The organism is Salinivibrio sp. SS3 (genome assembly GCF_001722105.1).
Lineage (GTDB): Bacteria > Pseudomonadota > Gammaproteobacteria > Enterobacterales > Vibrionaceae > Salinivibrio > Salinivibrio kushneri.
Window position 1 is genome coordinate 104,298 of the sequence record NZ_MEBQ01000045.1, and the last position, 18,120, is coordinate 122,417.

Genomic DNA, 18,120 nt, shown 5'->3' on the forward strand with positions numbered 1-18,120 from the left:
TGCGGGAGATAGGGCGCAAAGCAATGGTAGTCGGATCACTGCGCGATGGCGAAAAGCGGTGTAGAATCAGTGACAACCGCGACAGGCTCTGGGTAACTTATACCTAGAGGTGTGGAGTAGCGTACCGCGTCACTACGACCTAAGTATTATGTTTCACAAAACGAGTAGATTTTAATTTTAGGTTAAAAATGCTATCCTCACGCAGCGGTTACGTGCTCGAACCCTCGTCTTGCTGGAAAATTTTAATAAACTTCGCCGGATAAGCGTGATACGAGTACTAACACTTTCCAAGGATGTTGGATCACACGATCTGACCGAGAAAAGAGGAAATAGTCGTGCTTGAAGCCTACCGTAAACACGTCGAAGAACGTGCCGCTCAGGGTATTGTGCCTAAACCGCTTAACGCTGAGCAAACCGCCAGTTTGATAGAACTGCTGAAAAACCCGCCCGCTGGCGAAGAAGAAACCCTCGTTTATTTACTGGAAAACCGAATCCCACCTGGTGTGGATGAAGCCGCTTATGTGAAAGCTGGCTTTCTTGCCGCCCTAGCTAAAGGCGAGGCGCAATCACCCTTGATTAGCCCCGAGCGTGCCACTGAATTACTTGGCACCATGCAAGGGGGGTATAACATCGAACCACTGATCACCTTACTCGATGATGACAAGCTTGCGCCCATTGCGGCGAAAGTGCTGTCGCATACCTTATTGATGTTCGATGCGTTTTACGACGTTGAAGACAAAATGAAAGCAGGCAATGCCTACGCTAAGCAGGTGATGGCGTCGTGGGCGAACGCTGAGTGGTACCTGGAAAAACCACAAATTCCTGAAAAAGTGACACTGACGGTGTTCAAAGTCTCGGGTGAAACCAACACCGATGACTTGTCACCCGCGCCAGATGCTTGGTCACGTCCAGATATTCCCTTACATGCTCTTGCGATGCTGAAAAACGAGCGCGAGGGTATTCAGCCGGACAAACCGGGAGAGATTGGCCCGATCGAGCAAATGAAAAAGCTGGAAGAAAAAGGTCATCCACTGGTTTATGTCGGTGATGTGGTCGGTACTGGCTCGTCTCGTAAGTCGGCAACTAACTCGGTGTTGTGGTTTATGGGGCACGATATTCCTAACGTCCCTAACAAGCGCTCAGGTGGTTTTTGTTTAGGTGGCAAAATCGCGCCTATTTTCTTTAATACCATGGAAGATGCGGGCGCTCTGCCGATTGAACTTGATGTTAGCAAGCTCAACATAGGCGATGTGATTGACCTGTATCCGGCCGACGGCAAAGTGTGCAAGCACGGCACCGATGATGTCCTATCTACCTTCCAACTAAAAACGGACATCCTGTACGATGAAGTGCGTGCGGGCGGACGTATCCCCTTGATCATTGGCCGAGGGCTGACCGATAAAGCCCGCGAAAGCTTAGGGCTTGAGCCCTCTGAGGTGTTCCGTCGCCCACGTCCGGTGGCTGATTCCACCAAAGGCTTTACCTTGGCACAAAAAATGGTGGGCAAAGCGTGTGGCGTTGAGGGCGTGCGCCCGAACACCTATTGTGAGCCAAAAATGACCACCGTGGGCTCGCAAGATACCACCGGGCCAATGACTCGCGACGAGCTGAAAGATTTGGCCTGCCTTGGCTTTACCGCTGATTTGACCATGCAGTCGTTCTGCCATACCTCGGCTTATCCAAAGCCGGTGGATGTGGAAACCCACCATACGTTGCCAGACTTTATTATGAACCGTGGTGGTGTGGCGCTGCGTCCCGGTGACGGTGTGATCCACTCATGGCTCAACCGTATGCTGCTGCCTGATACCGTAGGTACTGGTGGTGATTCACATACTCGCTTCCCCCTCGGGATCTCTTTCCCGGCAGGCTCTGGCTTGGTCGCGTTTGCCGCGGCAACTGGGGTCATGCCTTTGGATATGCCAGAGTCCGTATTGGTACGCTTTAAAGGCGAAATGCAACCCGGGGTGACGTTGCGTGACCTGGTTCATGCTATCCCTTACTTTGGCATTCAAAAAGGGCTGCTGACGGTGGAGAAATCGGGCAAGATTAACGAGTTCTCTGGCCGTATTTTGGAGATCGAAGGGGTTGAGCACCTGACGGTTGAGCAGGCGTTTGAGCTGTCAGATGCATCAGCGGAGCGTTCAGCCGCTGGCTGTACCGTTAAGTTGTCGCAAGACTCTGTGGCTGAGTATTTAGAGTCGAACATTGTGATGCTTAAGTGGATGATCTCTGAGGGCTATGGCGATCGCCGTACCATCGAGCGCCGCATTCAAGCCATGCAACAGTGGCTGGAAAACCCAAGCTTGATGGAAGCAGATAAAGATGCCGAGTATGCGCATGTGCTTGAAATCGATCTGGCTGACATCAAAGAGCCAATTCTATGCGCGCCGAATGATCCCGATGATGCGCGTAGTTTGTCAGATGTGGCAGGCGACAGTGTTGATGAAGTCTTTATCGGCAGCTGTATGACCAACATTGGTCACTTCCGCGCGGCGGGTAAACTGCTGGACAAGTTTGGAGGGAGTTTATCTACCCGTATGTGGGTGGCACCACCGACGAAGATGGACAGAGATCAGCTCACCGCCGAAGGCTACTACGGCATTTATGGCCGGGCAGGGGTGCGCATAGAAACGCCAGGATGCTCGTTGTGTATGGGTAACCAAGCGCGTGTGGCAGAAAAGTCTACCGTACTGTCGACCTCGACGCGCAACTTCCCGAACCGTCTGGGCACAGGCGCCAATGTTTATCTCGCATCAGCGGAGTTGTCTGCTGTCGGCGCGATCCTTGGCCGTATTCCGACCAGGGAGGAGTACCTTGAGTACGCGGAGCAAATTAATGCGACCGCTAGCGATACCTATCGCTACCTCAACTTCCATCAAATGGATGCCTACACCAAAAAAGCGGATGATGTGATTATTAAAGCCGCGGTATAGGCGTCTTTTACTCGCAGGCTCACAGAAAGCGCCCCCGTTGTTAGGGGGCGCTTTTTTTTGGGTTTAACCTTTAGGTAACGCTCATGTGTAACCGGCTAATCGGATCAATCGTGCTATGTTTTCACCGGTGCGCATGAGGTTTTTCTTGCTATTCATCAGCGCGTCGCTCAATTCACAAGGGCCCGCTTGAATGGGGAAGATTGCGGTGACGCCGGTCTGATAAAGCGCTTCGCAATCGTCACCGACACTGCCGGCGAGCACGATGACGGGGACATCATCGGCATGTGCGATTCTGGCGATAGCAGCCGGCACTTTGCCGTGCTGCGTTTGTCCATCGACACGGCCTTCGCCCGTGATCACCCAATCGGCTTGCGCTAACACGTGGTGGGCATGGGTGCGTGAGAGCAATAAGTCGACACCGGGCTCGAGCTGCGCGCCAAGTAATCCGCCGAGTGTTGCACCCATCCCGCCAGCCGCGCCAGCGCCTGCAAAGTGGCAAATGGACTGTCCTAATTGCAGGTGGCAAATACTGGCAAAGCGGTGCAGGTATTGCTCCAAGTCTCGAATATCTTCTTCCCGGGCGCCTTTTTGTGGTCCAAAGACGGTAGTGGCACCATGTGGTCCACATAAGGGGTTATCGACATCGCAGGCGGCAGTGAGTTTGACCGTGTTAAGGCGAGCATCCAGTCCGTCAAGATCCAGAGTCATCAGCGCGCCCAGCCCCTCTCCTGTAGGCGGTATTGGTTTGCCTGTGCCATCAAGAAGCTTGGCGCCGAGGGCGGTTAGGATCCCTGCACCGGCATCATTGGTGGCACTGCCCCCCAAGCCGATAATGATTTCGTCAATATCATGGTCAAGCGCGGCACGAATCAGTTCGCCGGTCCCTAAGCTGGTGGTATGACGAGGATGGCGTGCGTGCTGTGGCACTAAGGGAAGGCCTGAAGCACTGGCAACATCGATAACGGCCAGACGATGTTCGCGATTGATAACAAATTCGGCGGTCACCGAGCGAAAGTCAGGCCCAGTGACCTCGCAGTGATAGCGCTCGCCACCAAGCTGGTCGAGAAAGCTTTGTGCAAAGCCCTCACCACCATCCGCCATTGGCAGTTGCGAGAAACGGGCGTTAGGTAAAATAGGCACCATGCCAGCCTCAATCGCCTGTGCAACATGGCGAGCACTAAGGCCTTCTTTAAATGAATCCGGTGCGATCACGATATGCATTTGCCTATCCTTTGCTGCCTACTGTTATTCCATTTAAGTATGGTTGAAGTGACATTTGGATGACAGCCCCGGCTTGGCAATTCTGGCAAAAAGCAGGACAATAGCGTGCCAAATTTGGAGGTCAGTGTGGATTACGAATTTTCTCGCAACAGTTTTGATGACAGCTACCGGATTGTTTTTTCTATGGGACATGAAGCCATAGGACGTTGGCTATTGGATGAACTCGGCACTGAGCTCGCTCAAGTGACATCCTGTCTACATACTCTGCAGCAACTTGAATCAGAGCAGCAGTGGCGAGGGCATACGTTCACGCTTACCGCCAATCGTGATGAGGTCGTGGTGGTGGCGAATGCCATGCTGCAACCTGCCTCGGATGATGCGCAAACCACGCTCAATGAGCAGGCGCTGACCTTTTACGATGAAGAAAGTTACGCGGCGTGTGGTTACCAAGATTTTTTAGTGATGTTGGACGCTTACCAAGACTTCATTGCCCGTTACGGTCGACGTTAAGTGCTGAGGTTCACTGAGTGAGCGATGCATGGATGAGCACGTATTCCCCTATGCGTGCTTTGAATAGATAGATCTCCCCCTCGTTTTTTTCTCCTCATTCTCGTATCGATGTTCCCCATTGGTGCAATTGTCTATCGCTCCCCTTGGCATGCGCGGTGTTGGTGAATAATTCGCACTTAAATGGTGCAAATGAATGCCTTTATATGTGTTTTTAGTTTAAATTGTTGATTTTAAATGATTTAAATGTTGGCACGGCTCTTGATGGTTAGATGATGATGCAAACACAAGGACGCAGGAGAAGGATATGAAACTGATTAGCGCCATTATCAAGCCGTTCAAGCTTGATGACGTACGTGAAGCGTTGGCGGATGCTGGCATTGACGGCATGACTGTCTCAGAGGTGAAAGGCTTTGGCCGCCAAAAAGGGCACACAGAGTTATACCGTGGTGCTGAGTATCAGGTCGATTTTTTACCCAAAGTAAAATTAGAAATCGCTGTGCAGAGCGAACATGTCGACAGTGTGGTGGATGCGATCGCTCAAGCCGCACAAACCGGCAAGATCGGCGACGGGAAGATCTTCGTCTTTGATCTTCAGCAGGCGGTGCGGATCCGTACTGGCGAGATGGATCTGGAAGCAATTTAAAAACAGGGAGTAAAGACAATGGAACTGGTAAACACGGTGACTGAATTGCGCTACGCGCTCGACACCTTTTTCTTTCTTTTATCTGGTGCGTTAGTGATGTGGATGGCGGCTGGCTTTGCCATGTTAGAGGCAGGCCTAGTGCGCTCGAAAAACACCACTGAGATACTGACCAAAAATATCTGCCTCTACGCCATCGCGTGCACTATGTACCTGTTGGTGGGTTATAACATCATGTACGTGGATAACAGTGGCGGTGGCTTTGTCCCTTCTTTTGGGACCTTGATTGGTACGCAAGGGGCAGACGCGGATCACTCGCTTGAATCAGACTTCTTCTTCCAAGTGGTGTTTGTGGCAACCGCGATGTCTGTGGTGTCAGGCGCGGTAGCTGAGCGTATGAAGCTGTGGGCATTCCTGGTGTTCTCTGTCGTCTTAACCGCGGTGATTTATCCGGTTGAAGGTTACTGGACCTGGGGCGGTGGTTTTCTTTCAGAAGCAGGCTTTAGCGACTTCGCAGGCTCCGGGATTGTTCACATGGCCGGTGCCGCTGCGGCCCTAGCAGGTGTCTTGCTCTTGGGGGCGCGTAAAGGGAAATACAGCAAAAATGGCAAAATCAATCCCATCCCTGGCTCAAACCTGCCTCTGGCCACACTCGGTACCTTCATCTTATGGTTCGGCTGGTTTGGGTTTAACGGTGGCTCACAACTGATGGTCTCGGATTTTGAAAACGCTACGGCGGTCGGACAAATCTTCTTGAATACCAACGCGGCGGCGGCGGCCGGTGCGATAGCAGCCTTGCTGGTGTGTAAAACCCTTTGGGGAAAAGCCGATTTGACCATGGTGCTTAACGGTGCGTTAGCCGGCTTAGTGGCTATCACGGCGGATCCTTTATCGCCTTCACCCGTGGCAGCGCTGATTATCGGTGCGGTATCAGGTGTGATTGTCGTATTCAGTATTATCGGTCTAGACAAGGTAAAAGTGGATGATCCTGTCGGTGCGATCTCCGTGCACGGTGTGTGTGGCTTCTTCGGCTTGATGGTTGTGCCTTTAAGTAACACCGGAGCGACGTTTGGTGCGCAGCTTCTGGGCGCGGCGGTAATTTTTGCTTGGGTGTTTGCGGCAAGTTTCCTCGTGTGGCTAGTACTGAAAAACACCATGGGGATCCGTGTCACCGAAGAAGAGGAGATGTCAGGGATGGATCTACACGACTGTGGTATTGATGCATATCCCGAATTTGTCAGCGTAAAATAGTCAGTTACACGCAATTCGATTAGACTCTGAAACGAAACCTTACATTTTTAATGTAAGGTTTTTTTCTTTTTGCCTCGGATCATATTGAGCACCAGGTTATTAGTTGTATACTAACGAAACTGAGATTCGTTATCATTTATCATCATATTTAAGGACTGCCACGATGAAAAAACTACTGATTGCCTCGGCTATTACCGCAAGTCTATTAGGAACCAGCGCCGCGGTCGCATCCGAAGAAGTCAATGTTTACTCGTATCGCCAACCTTTCTTGATTGAGCCTATGTTCGATGCGTTTACCGAAGAGACCGGCATTGAAGTGAATGTTAAGTTCGCTAAAAAAGGCATGGCGGAAAAGGTCAAGCAAGAAGGAGAGTACAGCCCGGCTGACGTACTGCTAACCGTTGATATCTCGCGCCTTAAAGAGCTGGTAAACCAAGACGTAGTGCAGCCTGTGCAAAGCGATCTCATCGATCAAAACGTGCCTGAGCAGTTCCGTGATAGTGAAGATAAGTGGGTCGCGCTAACCACGCGTGCACGTGCGGTATACTCTTCTCGCGAGCGTGTCGGCAAACTGGGTGACGATTTTGATTATCTCGACTTGGCAAAACCAGAATGGAAAGGCAAGATTTGCACCCGTTCAGGCAAACACCCATACAATGTTTCTCTGGTGTCAGCTATCATCGAAAACCACGGTGAAGCGAAAGCCAAAGAGTGGCTTGAGGGCGTAAAAGACAATCTCGCACGTAAACCACAAGGCAATGATCGTGCACAAGTGAAAGCGATCAAAGAAGGCCTGTGTGACGTCTCACTAGGTAATAGCTATTACCTGGGAAAAATGCTGAACGACGAAGAACAAACAGCGTGGGCGGAAGCGGTTTACTTGAACTATCCAGGCCAGAATGCTTACGGTACGCACGTGAACGTGAGTGGCATGGCGATGGCGAAGTACGCACCGAACGAAGAAAACGCGCTAAAACTAATGGAATTTTTAACGTCAGACAAAGCACAGCATATGTATGCTGAGGTGAACTTCGAAGAGCCGGTGAAGCCGGGTGTTGAGCAGTCTGAGCTGGTGGCGTCTTGGGGCGACTACAAGCATGACCCAATGCCGCTTGAGGCGATTGCGGATAACTACAGCCAGTCAGTGAAACTGCTGGATGAAGTTCAGTTCGACCTGTAAGCCATTGCATAGGGGCGGCTGCCGCCCCTGTTGTCTTTCTCTGACGCCTTAATGTAGTAGGCCATGCGAGATAGATTACCCATGATAAAAACCAGCAGTTGGAGCTTAGCTCTGTTGCTGGTTTTGCCGATCTTAGCGATCTTTTATACCGCGGTGGGCGATACCGGGGATATTTTTCCCCATTTGTTCGAGACCGTACTACCGACTTACACCTTGAATACCAGCTTATTAGTGGCTGGCGTGGTGGCGATTGCGATTATCCTCGGGGTTCCCACCGCGTGGATGCTGGCCATGTATCAGGTGCCGGGTAGCCGGCAGCTACAATGGGCAATGGTGCTCCCGCTTGCGATGCCGGGTTATATCATCGGGTATATCTACACTGACTGGTTCGATTACGCCGGCCCATTGCAACGCGGCCTGCGGGCATTGTTTGAGTGGCAAACGGTACATGATTACTGGTTTCCCGATATGCGTACCTTGCCAGGTGCGTGTTTTGTGTTGGCGCTAGTGCTTTACCCCTATATCTACTTGCTCACCCGTGCCGCGTTTATGGAGCAGAGTGTCACCTTGACCCACTCAGCGCGTTTGCTCGGTTGCTCACCGATGCAAAGCTTTCGGCGCATTTCTTTACCGTTAGCACGGCCGGCGATTGCGGTAGGTGCCTCTTTGGTGGCAATGGAGGCACTAGGCGATTTTGGTACGGTCAATTACTTTGCGGTCAGCACTCTTACGACCGCGGTCTATGATACTTGGTTGAGCTATTCGAGCTTAACCGCTGCCGCTAAAATCTCAGCGATCATGCTGGTGGCTATCTTCCTTTTGATCAGTGCGGAACGTTATGGGCGACGCAAACAAGCGCAATTTAGTCCAAGCTCGAGCAGTGATGCGATTGAGAAAATGCCCTTAACAGGCTGGCGTAAAGTGGGGGTGTTAGCCTGGTGCTGGAGTTTATTGTCACTGGCGTTTATTTTACCCCTGCTACAGCTGTTAGTTTATGCATGGCACTACTACGAAAAAAATGCGGTCAGCGAGTTTGCCACTTTTAGCTATAACAGCTTTTATACCTCCAGTTTGGCGGCTCTGATCGCGGTGGGTATTGCGTGGACCGTGAATGTGTATCGCCGCCTGCGTGGGCATGGGGTCAGTGTTGCCCCCATGCGGTTGGCGTCGATGGGCTATGCGGTGCCGGGGACGGTGCTTGCTATTGGTGTGATGTTAGTACTGACCCGCGGTGATCACTTCATTAACGATATTGCCACGCATTACGGCTGGGGACGGCCTGGCCTCCTATTATCTGGCACCATGGTGGCCTTATTGGTCGCGTTTGTCGTGCGGTTCAGTGCCGTCGCCATTGGCAGTATTGAATCAAGCATGGCCAAAATTCCTCCGTCACTGGATATGGCGGCGCGAACCATGGGATGCACCACCACAGGGGTGATTCGCCGAGTGCATTTACCCTTAATTCGGCGGGGCTCGCTCATTGCGATGCTGTTGGTGTTTATTGAGTCGATGAAAGAGCTCAATGCAGCGATTCTACTACGCCCTTTTAATTTCGAAACACTGGCCACGTATGTATACAACTTTACCTCGGATGAGCACTTGGAGTATGCCGCCTTACCTGCCATTTTGTTGGTCGTGGTTGGCTTGGTTCCCCTTATCCTGATTAACCGGTCATTGGAGCAAAAATATCAATGAAGTGTGCGCTCGCGATAGAGAATTTGACCTGCAGTTATAACGGTACGCCTGTTTTAAAGGATTTGTCGCTGCAAGTCGCGCCGGGAGAGATTGTGTGCTTGCTCGGTGCCAGTGGCTGCGGGAAGACGACGTTGCTAAAAGCGATGGCTGGATTAATGCCATTATCGTCAGGAAAACTATCGATTGGGTGCAAACTCATGGATGATACTCAGCATTCAATCCCGCCAGAGCAACGCAATATTGGGATGATTTTTCAAGACTATGCGCTGTTCCCACACCTTACGGTGGCAGACAACGTGGGGTTTGGTCTGTCTGGATTCAGCGCGGCGGCGCGCAGTGAGAAAGTGGCTGAGATGCTCAAGTTGGTGCGTCTGGCGGAGCTGGGAGACCGCTATCCTCATCAGCTCTCGGGCGGCCAACAACAGCGGGTGGCGATAGCGCGCGCGCTAGCCTATGAGCCGGATTTGTTGTTGCTTGATGAGCCCTTTTCAAATATTGATACCCAGGTTCGCCATGATTTAATTGAAGAAATCCGACGCATTTTTAAATCCCAAGGTGTCACGGCGATCCTGGTGACGCATAGCCGAGAGGAAGCATTCGCGTTTGCCGATAAGCTGGCCGTGATGAACCAGGGACTCATTGAGCAGTATGGTGATACCACTGAGGTGTATTACCAACCTGCGAGCCGCTTCGTCGCTGATTTTCTTGGCCAGGGCTCTTATGTGCCGGTAACGGTCTCGTCGCAAGAACAAATGCAGACACCGCTCGGCCCTTGGCCTCGTCCGGTGCATTGTCATCCAGGCCCGCATTGGTGGCTACTGAGACCGCAGTTTCTTAGCATTCGTGCTGATGAGAAGGGGGAAGGGCAGGTACTGTCTCAGCAGTTTATGGGGGACAGCAGCCGTTACACCATCGATATCCACGGTCAAAAACTATCGGTGCACGCGCGCGAGCCGCTATTGGTTGGGGATAAAGTCAGTTTACATATTCGCCCTCACGAGCCCGTCCTGTTCAATGATGGCCCGAGCTTTATTGATGATTAATACGGCAGAACTAAAAAAGCCAACCGAGGGGTTGGCTTTCTACTAGGTTGACCACCTGGTTAGCTTTGTTGGCACAGTACATCAATATAGTGCTGAGCCATGGCGTTTAAAGCCGTTTTATCTGGTTGTTGGTGCGCCTGTAAAAACAGCACATAGCACACCCCAGCTAACATACTGGCAAGCTCACGCGGTTGATAACGGTCGACCATTTCACCTTTTGCCATCCCGTTCTCGAACACGTACTCGAACTGATCCATCGCATCTCGACTGCCTTTGACAAAGCGTGGCCAAATATCCTCGCGAATAGAGGTACTCCATTCAAACCAGACTTTCATCCAAGCTTTGTCTGCCAGTGCCGTGTCGATAATTTGCGAGGTAATGCAGTTTAGCGATGCTCGCATTGATTGATCTTGCTCGGTGCACTCATTAATGAGTTTTATGAAGTGTTTCTCGGTCTGGGCCAAGATCTCTTCCACCAAGTCTTCACGGGTTGGGAAGTAGTTAAATACGGTCGCGACAGAGACGTCTGCCATTTCGGCAATATCGGCGTGTCCGGCACGACCAATCCCGCGTTTCGCAAACACATCTAAGCCACACCCTAATAACTGCTCTTTGCGGCGCTCGGGCGATAGCCGCGTCCTTGTTCTCTCATTTGATTGAGCCATCCTAAAACCTGCCAACTTATTTTTGGTTTGTACAAATTAATTATTGTTTGTGCTAATGATTTTATTATTAGCGAGATCGAGTTTATACCAGCCATTTATGGCCTGACAACGGCTAGAAGCCTGATCTAGGCCTTAAAAATGTAATTTTGCCTGCAAAAAAAGTCATACATTACAAAAAACGCAGGCAGGGATTATTTTTTCTTATCAATCAGCGTGATAGCCAACTAGTGTGTAGGTGCATAAGCGGCAAAAACGCACTCGCTGGGATCCGCAATCGATTTAGTGCTAGACTATGCCACCTTTGTTAGTGACCTCCCTTTTGTGGAGAGACAACCATCGGGGCAGATATGAAACACACCGTTGAAGTGATGATTTCAGAGCAGGACGTACAGGCGCGAGTCAAAGCCTTGGGCGCCGAGATCAGCGAGCACTATAAAGACTCATCGGAGTTGGTATTAGTGGGGCTGCTGCGTGGCTCGTTCGTTTTCATGGCGGATTTATGCCGTGCGATTGATATGCCGCACGCGGTCGACTTTATGACCGCATCAAGTTACGGCAACAGCATGGAAAGTACGCGTGATGTGCGTATTTTGAAAGACTTGGATGATGATATTAAAGGCAAAGACATACTCTTAGTCGAAGATATCATCGATACCGGCAATACGCTAAGTAAGGTGTGTGAAATCCTGTCTTTGCGCGAGCCAAATTCAGTACGTATTTGTACCTTATTAGATAAGCCAGAGCGCCGAGAAGTTGACGTTAAGGTTGATTGGTTGGGCTTTACGATTCCAGATGAATTTGTGGTCGGTGTGGGCATTGATTATGCGCAAAAGTATCGCCATCTGCCGTACGTTGGTAAAGTGATTCCGTTGGATTAATTTTCACGGTGATTGGCAACGCTGATCATCGCGCAGAGCGACAGGGCGTCTCACGAGCAATGAAAAACCGAGCGGTCGCTCGGTTTTTTTGTGCCTATGGGAGTCAGTAAGGGTGAGTCAGTAAGCGCCTTCTCGCTCGGGAGCCGGCGCGCGCTGATAATGCGCAGGGGATAACCCCAGCATTTCTTGTAGACAAGACGCCACCGCGACCGATGACCAAGTGCCAGTGAGTACGCCAACAAAGAGCGTCAGCGCAAAGCCATACAAGGCATCGCCACCTAATACCAACAAACATCCGATAGTAAATAGAGTGGTGCCAGCGGTGATCAAGGTGCGCGAGAATGTCTCACAGACCGCAATATTGGTGCTGACATACACACATTGGTTCGGTTTGGCTCTGAGCACGTCGCGCAGCCGATCGCCGATCACAATGGAGTCATTGAGCGAGTAACCGATCACGGCGAGAAGCCCGGCAATGACATTGAGATCCATCGGCACCGCAAGCATTGCGAGTAGGCCCAAGGTAAGCGTCACATCGTGCACCAGCGCTCCCACCGCCGCCAGGGCGAGACGCCATTCAAAGCGAATGGCCAAATAAAGCATGATGGCTAACGAGGCAACCAGCAGTGCTAACCCGCCTTGTTCAAACAGCACCTGCCCCACTTGAGGGCCGACGACGTTCGCTTGAACTAAAGTGACGGGCATGGCGAGCGCGCGGCTGATTTGGGCGATGACCTGTTGCGGATCTTGCCATTGGGACGCATGAGGTAAAATGAGTTGCCATTCGCCCTGAGTGGTACTTGGCGTGAGTGCTGCCAACTCGCCAAACTGACTGTGCAGGGCGGCGATCAGCGGTTCACTGCCAGTTAGGCTAGGGAGGGCGAAATCAATCACGATACCGCCGGTAAAATCGATGCCCAAGTTTAGGCCATAATAAGCGATCGCCCAGAGGCTGATCAGGATAAGCAGTCCCGAGAGCGCTAAGCTGGCATAGCGGACGTGTGTCAGTTTCATAAACAGGCTCCTTAAATGGTCACGGCGCGGCGGCGGTCGCGTCCCCAAATTGGATTGATAATGGCTCGCGTGCCGACAATGCCGGTGATCATGCTCGCGCATAGTCCCAGAATCAGTGTGGTGGCAAACCCTTGTAATGGTCCTGAGCCGACCGCATACAAGCAGACCGCGGAAATTAAGGTGGTGATATTGGCGTCAAAGATGGTGCTAAAGGCCGCTCGATAACCGGTATCAATAGCATTGGCAAGGCTGTTCCCCGCGCGCAAGCGGTCGCGAATACGCTCAAAGATAAGCACATTGGTATCGACCGCCATCCCCACGGTTAATACCAAGCCGGCGATCCCCGGTAGGGTCAGGACTGCGCCGGGCAGCAGCGCGAGTAGACCGACTTGCATCATCAAGTTGGCACCCAGCGAGACAATCGCGACCCAGCCAAAGCGGCGATACCAAAGCACCATAAAGATAGCCATACCTATCATGCCGACGGCCAGTGCAGAAAACCCTGCCTTGATATTATCGGCCCCCAAGGTCGGGCCAATCGCGCGTTCTTCAACGATTTTAATCGGTGCGGTGAGTGCGCCAGCGCGTAACAACATCGAGAGGTTGCGGGCTTCTTCTGGGCTCGACAGGCCCGTGATCCGAAATCGATCGCTGAGCGCACTTTGAATCGTCGCGACGTTGATCACCCGTTCATTGGCAACCAGCTCACCCTGCTCATTGGCTTGATACTCACGGTACACAGTGGCCATGGGATCACCTAAGTGACGTCGGGTAAAGGCCAACATGGTTTCGCCACCGGGGCCATCTAAGCGAATATCCACTTGTGGACGACGCATTTCATCAACGCTGGTGCGCGCATCAATAATGTGTCCCCCACCCAAAATGGCATGGCGTGCTAACGGTACCGCATTGTGCTGCGCGTCATACAGGCGCTTCGGGCTGGTGGCGTCAAGGGCATAGAACGCGAGTGAGGCTGTCGCGCCAATGACATTTTTAGCTTGCTTGGGATCGTGCACACCGGGCAGTTCGATACGAATATAGTCTGTACCCTGACGTTGCACACTCGCCTCAGCCACACCTAAGGCATCGATACGTTTGCGAAGAATATCGATATTCTGACGCACGGCTTGATGGCTCATCGCGTCTTGCTCGGTATCGGTCATCTGCCAGCCATTTGCGGCGCGATTGAATCGCCATTGCGGATAATGCTCGGTAAACCAAGCGCCGGCTTTACTGCGATCGCTGGCATTGAGCATCGGCAAGCGCACCGTCGTTTTATCTTTGGTATTGACCGTGGCGTTAGCGGGTAAGTGCTGGCTGTCTAACCAAAGGTTGAGGCCTTGCACTAACGCCTCGGCTTGATGGGCGAGTGCTTGGTCGGTATCAACCCAAAGCAACAATTGCACACCGCCGCGCAGATCGAGCCCTAGTTTTACCGGCTCGGCGCCGAGGCGCGATAGCCATGTGGGTGCTGCGGATAAATAATCGAGGGTGATCTCCGCATCGGTCCCTAGGGCGCCTTTTAATTGCTGTTGTACGTTCTGTTGCTGGCTAATATCGGGCGTGATTAAGGTCACCGTCCCTTGCGAGTCATAACGCACTTCACTCACGGTCTCAGGATGGGCTTTTAGCCAGTTTTGCAGTGCTTGATGCGAGTGATGAGACACGCTCACCACCGGGTGGTCGCCAAAAAAGCTTGGCAACGCCTGCAGGGTCAGGACGATTAACATCAGCACCAATGCGGCGTAGTGCCATAAAGAATACCGATTGGCGGGGGATAATTTATTCATTCGTTCTCCTTGGCTGTGCATCACGCACAGCAAAACCGAATACCGAGCGCCAGCTCGATATTGTGATTAGGGGGAAAAGGCGCGACGGCCTTTAGGACAGCGAACGATTAACGCGAATGAATAAAGCGATATTGCAGGTTGTGTTCTCGCCAGCCACCGAGGCGGGGGAGCGAAAAGGCAAGATACTGGCGTGGTAGACATACCCCAAGTGCGCACAAAAAGGCAATCAGGTGCCAAGTCAGGCGAATGTGCGGGGGAGGAAGAATCGCGGCTAAATGTGGCGGTTGGGTGTCGTCATCAGGCAATGCAGCAGGCAAGGCGACGCTGGCTCTCGCGGTAGAAACGAGCGCCGGAGTTTGCTCAAAGGCATGGACTTGGTTGCTTTGTTGAAACGGTGAAACCTGCGCTTGCGCCGCCACATTGACCAGCACCGCAAACAGCATCAGACCCGCCATCAGCCACAGGGTGAGCGGAGAGCGGTGCGTTGTTGATGATGAAGCGTGCGCGATCGGAGTCATGGCGGTGTTGTACGACGATTACGCCGCGATCACAAGCGTTACTGTGTCAGCGCTGTGTCAATTCTCGTAAGAAACCGGTGCAGCAGAGTTGGGCACCAGATGACTCATCGCCGATTGATAGTTGATTTCCAGTGATGCCTGACTATTGGCGGTCATCCCTAGATCCCGTAAGATCCCGTCGGTGGTGTCGTAAAACCAGCCATGGACCTTCACATCTTGGCCGCGCTCCCAGGCCGCTCGCAAAATCGTTGAATTGCCCAGATGATAAACCTGTTCGGCGACATTGATCTCACACAGCCGGTTACCACGGGCTTGTGCGGGCAGTTGGCTAAGATAGCTTTTGTGCTTGAGGTAGAGATCACGAATATGCAGTAACCAGTTGTTAATTAAACCCAGCTCAGGATTTTCAATCGCTGCATGTACCCCGCCACAACCATAGTGGCCACAGACAATAATGTGTTTGATTTGCAGCACGTCGACGGCGTACTGCACCACGGATAAACAATTGAGATCGGTATGAATCACTTGATTGGCGACATTACGATGAACAAAAAGCTCGCCCGAGTCTAAGCCAGTCAGGCGCTCTGCGGGGACGCGACTATCGGCGCAGCCAATCCATAAATATTCTGGATGTTGTTCTTTCGCCAACTCGGCAAAAAATTGTGGGTTGGTATCACGAATGTCTTTTGACCAGGCTTTATTGTTGGCGAACAACGCTTTGATTTGGGCCATATCCACTCAGTCTTTTGGCAAAGTTATCAATTGCCACTATACCGCAATGAGGGGGCTTGAAATATACTGAGATCAATTTTCACATTTTTTTACACCTTTCGCGTCCAATGGATCACGCTGTTTACCTGCAACACCACTGCTCGGATAGGTTAATCCAAGAAAATTCGTATACTGTTCGCTCTATCATGATCTTAACCGCAGTAGGGGTAGTGCGTGTTTGATAAAGGACGATTTGCGCAGCTGACAGTAAAAGGGGATTTGTTTGGTGGGGTCACTACCGCGATTATCTCATTGCCATTGGCGCTTGCATTTGGTGTCGCCTCAGGCGCTGGCGCGGAAGCGGGGCTATGGGGCGCGATTCTAGTCGGGTTGTTTGCCTCGCTATTTGGTGGTTCATCAACGTTGATCTCCGAGCCCACTGGGCCGATGACAGTGATCATGACCACGGTGCTAACCGCGATGATGGCTCGCTATCCGGAAGGAGGCGTTGCCATGGCGTTTACCGTGGTGATGATGGCTGGCGCGTTCCAAGTTCTGATTGGCAGTTTAAGGCTGGGTAAATACGTTACCTTGATGCCCTACAGTGTGGTGTCAGGCTTTATGTCAGGGATTGGGGTGATCTTGATTTTGCTCCAGCTAGCGCCGTTATTGGGGCAAGCCGCACCTTCTGGCGGGGCGCTTGGCACCCTCAAAGCATTGCCTGACTTACTCGCTAATGCCGATTTTAAAGAGGTGTTCCTCGGGGGACTCACCCTTGGCATCTTGTTTTATTTTCCGGCGAAATATCGTCGTTTTATTCCTGCGCAGCTTGTCGCACTCGTCAGTATCACCTTAGTCTCTATGGTACTGTTTGATACCGACAGCATTCGTCGTATTGGGGAAATACCCACTGGCTTACCCTCGCTAGTGCTTCCGCATATCACGGCTGAGCATTTTACTGCGATGGTGATTGATGCCCTCGTGCTGGGTACCTTAGGGTGTATTGATACCTTATTAACCGCGGTGATTGCTGACTCACTGACGCGGCAAGAACACAACTCTGATCGCGAGCTGCGCGGACAGGGCGTCGCCAATATGATTGCCGGGTTATTTGGTGCGCTCCCTGGCGCGGGGGCGACTATGGGCACCGTGGTGAATGTACAAGTAGGCGCGCGTTCTCCCTTATCGGGAATTTTGCGGGCGGCGATGTTAGCCGCGGTGGTATTGGTCGCCGGTGCGCTGACCGCGCCCATCCCGATGGCAGTATTGGCGGGCATCGCCTTGTACGTCGGTTTTAATATCCTCGATTGGAGCTTTCTGCATCGTGCCCACAAGATCAGCTTACAGCAGACGGGGATCATGTATGGCGTGATGGCGCTGACGGTATTTGTCGATTTGATTGTTGCCGTTGGCTTGGGGGTATTCATTGCCAACTTATTGGTGATTGAGCGCCTAAGTCGAGAACAAGCCAAGCAAGTGCGGGCCATCAGTGATGCCGAAGATGATGAAGTGCCGCTTGATGACGAAGAGCGTGCGCTGCTTGATGCCAGCAATGGCCAAGTGTTGTTTTTCTATCTTTCCGGGCCGATGATTTTCAGTGTCTCGAAAGCGATTGCACGCCAGCATGCGCACATCAACGAGTTCCGTGTGATGATATTGGATTTAAGCGATGTGCCCATGTTAGACATGACGGTTGGCTTGGCGTTAGAGAACGCGATTAAAGATGCGCGTGAGGCTGAGTGCACGGTGTTTTTACTGTGCCCGCACGATGAGACACGTGAGCAGCTGCAGCGCCTTCACATCGGTGATTGGGTCAGAGACGCGCATATTTTTACCACACGCAAACCAGCATTAGAGGCGGCCAACCGCTTAGTAGAAGTGATGCCATAGCGCACTGTTCAACGTCTCTTACACCTTGATACACACAAACTCGCAAACTGGCGTCATGAGCGGGTTTGTGTGCTGTCATGGCTTTTTAGAGGGATCCGCGCGTTTCCCGACTAGCCAAAAACACCCCATCACGATCACTTAAATACAAGATATTTAGTGAATATTTGCCACATTTCTCATC

The 18,120-nt window shown here is 51.9% G+C and carries 15 protein-coding genes; 9 read left to right on the forward strand and 6 right to left on the reverse strand.

All coding sequences use genetic code 11. The features are described from left to right. Window positions 1-335: 335 nt before the first annotated feature. On the forward strand, window positions 336-2,933 hold the full coding sequence (gene acnB / locus BGL48_RS14780; protein WP_069363374.1) for a bifunctional aconitate hydratase 2/2-methylisocitrate dehydratase: 2,598 nt from the start codon (window positions 336-338) through the stop codon (window positions 2,931-2,933). Window positions 2,934-3,014: 81 nt separating this feature from the next. On the opposite strand, the gene BGL48_RS14785 is transcribed toward acnB, so the two are convergent. After that, a complete protein-coding gene (locus BGL48_RS14785) occupies window positions 3,015-4,154 on the reverse strand; it encodes a glycerate kinase (protein ID WP_069363375.1) in 1,140 nt (379 codons plus the stop codon). Between the two features lie 126 nt (window positions 4,155-4,280). On the opposite strand from BGL48_RS14785, the gene BGL48_RS14790 reads away from it, so the two are divergent. The 6 genes from BGL48_RS14790 to BGL48_RS14815 all read left to right on the forward strand — a co-directional run bounded on the left by BGL48_RS14790 (window position 4,281) and on the right by BGL48_RS14815 (window position 10,473). Then, entirely contained in the window at window positions 4,281-4,664 is a 384-nt protein-coding gene (locus BGL48_RS14790) for a YacL family protein (protein ID WP_069363376.1), read from the forward strand. Between the two features lie 304 nt (window positions 4,665-4,968). Beyond that, entirely contained in the window at window positions 4,969-5,307 is a 339-nt protein-coding gene (locus BGL48_RS14795; RefSeq protein WP_069363377.1) for a P-II family nitrogen regulator, read from the forward strand. Window positions 5,308-5,325: 18 nt separating this feature from the next. Further along, window positions 5,326-6,555 carry an ammonium transporter gene (locus BGL48_RS14800; protein ID WP_069363378.1) on the forward strand — a complete coding sequence of 410 codons (1,230 nt, stop codon included), beginning with the start codon at window positions 5,326-5,328 and terminating at the stop codon, window positions 6,553-6,555. A gap of 163 nt (window positions 6,556-6,718) precedes the next feature. Further along, window positions 6,719-7,735 (forward strand): Fe(3+) ABC transporter substrate-binding protein, encoded by a 1,017-nt coding sequence (locus tag BGL48_RS14805; RefSeq protein WP_069363379.1) that lies wholly within the window; start codon window positions 6,719-6,721, stop codon window positions 7,733-7,735. A 63-nt stretch (window positions 7,736-7,798) separates the two neighbouring features. After that, window positions 7,799-9,430, forward strand: a complete 1,632-nt coding sequence (locus BGL48_RS14810) for an ABC transporter permease (RefSeq protein ID WP_069363380.1) — start codon at window positions 7,799-7,801, stop codon at window positions 9,428-9,430. After that, a complete protein-coding gene (locus tag BGL48_RS14815; protein WP_069363381.1) occupies window positions 9,427-10,473 on the forward strand; it encodes an ABC transporter ATP-binding protein in 1,047 nt (348 codons plus the stop codon). The genes BGL48_RS14810 and BGL48_RS14815 overlap by 4 nt, the downstream gene beginning before the upstream one ends. A 59-nt stretch (window positions 10,474-10,532) precedes the next feature. On the opposite strand, the gene BGL48_RS14820 is transcribed toward BGL48_RS14815, so the two are convergent. Further along, entirely contained in the window at window positions 10,533-11,138 is a 606-nt protein-coding gene (locus tag BGL48_RS14820) for a TetR/AcrR family transcriptional regulator (RefSeq protein WP_069363382.1), read from the reverse strand. 347 nt (window positions 11,139-11,485) lie between these two features. Here BGL48_RS14820 and hpt point away from each other — a divergent pair, with 347 nt between their 5' ends. Continuing rightward, a complete protein-coding gene (hpt, locus tag BGL48_RS14825) occupies window positions 11,486-12,016 on the forward strand; it encodes a hypoxanthine phosphoribosyltransferase (RefSeq protein WP_069363383.1) in 531 nt (176 codons plus the stop codon). A 117-nt stretch (window positions 12,017-12,133) separates the two neighbouring features. Here the strand turns inward: hpt and secF are convergent, their stop codons facing one another. The 4 genes from secF to can all read right to left on the reverse strand — a co-directional run bounded on the left by secF (window position 12,134) and on the right by can (window position 16,070). Further along, on the reverse strand, window positions 12,134-13,030 hold the full coding sequence (gene secF, locus BGL48_RS14830) for a protein translocase subunit SecF (RefSeq protein WP_069363384.1): 897 nt from the start codon (window positions 13,028-13,030) through the stop codon (window positions 12,134-12,136). A gap of 11 nt (window positions 13,031-13,041) precedes the next feature. Next, window positions 13,042-14,820, reverse strand: coding sequence for a protein translocase subunit SecD (gene secD, locus BGL48_RS14835; RefSeq protein WP_069363385.1), 1,779 nt, complete (start codon window positions 14,818-14,820; stop codon window positions 13,042-13,044). A 107-nt stretch (window positions 14,821-14,927) separates the two neighbouring features. Continuing rightward, on the reverse strand, window positions 14,928-15,338 hold the full coding sequence (locus BGL48_RS14840) for a hypothetical protein (RefSeq protein WP_131825415.1): 411 nt from the start codon (window positions 15,336-15,338) through the stop codon (window positions 14,928-14,930). Between the two features lie 57 nt (window positions 15,339-15,395). Further along, window positions 15,396-16,070, reverse strand: coding sequence for a carbonate dehydratase (can, locus tag BGL48_RS14845; protein ID WP_069363387.1), 675 nt, complete (start codon window positions 16,068-16,070; stop codon window positions 15,396-15,398). Between the two features lie 213 nt (window positions 16,071-16,283). On the opposite strand from can, the gene BGL48_RS14850 reads away from it, so the two are divergent. Continuing rightward, a complete protein-coding gene (locus BGL48_RS14850; protein ID WP_069363388.1) occupies window positions 16,284-17,939 on the forward strand; it encodes a SulP family inorganic anion transporter in 1,656 nt (551 codons plus the stop codon). The last annotated feature ends 181 nt before the right edge of the window (window positions 17,940-18,120 follow it).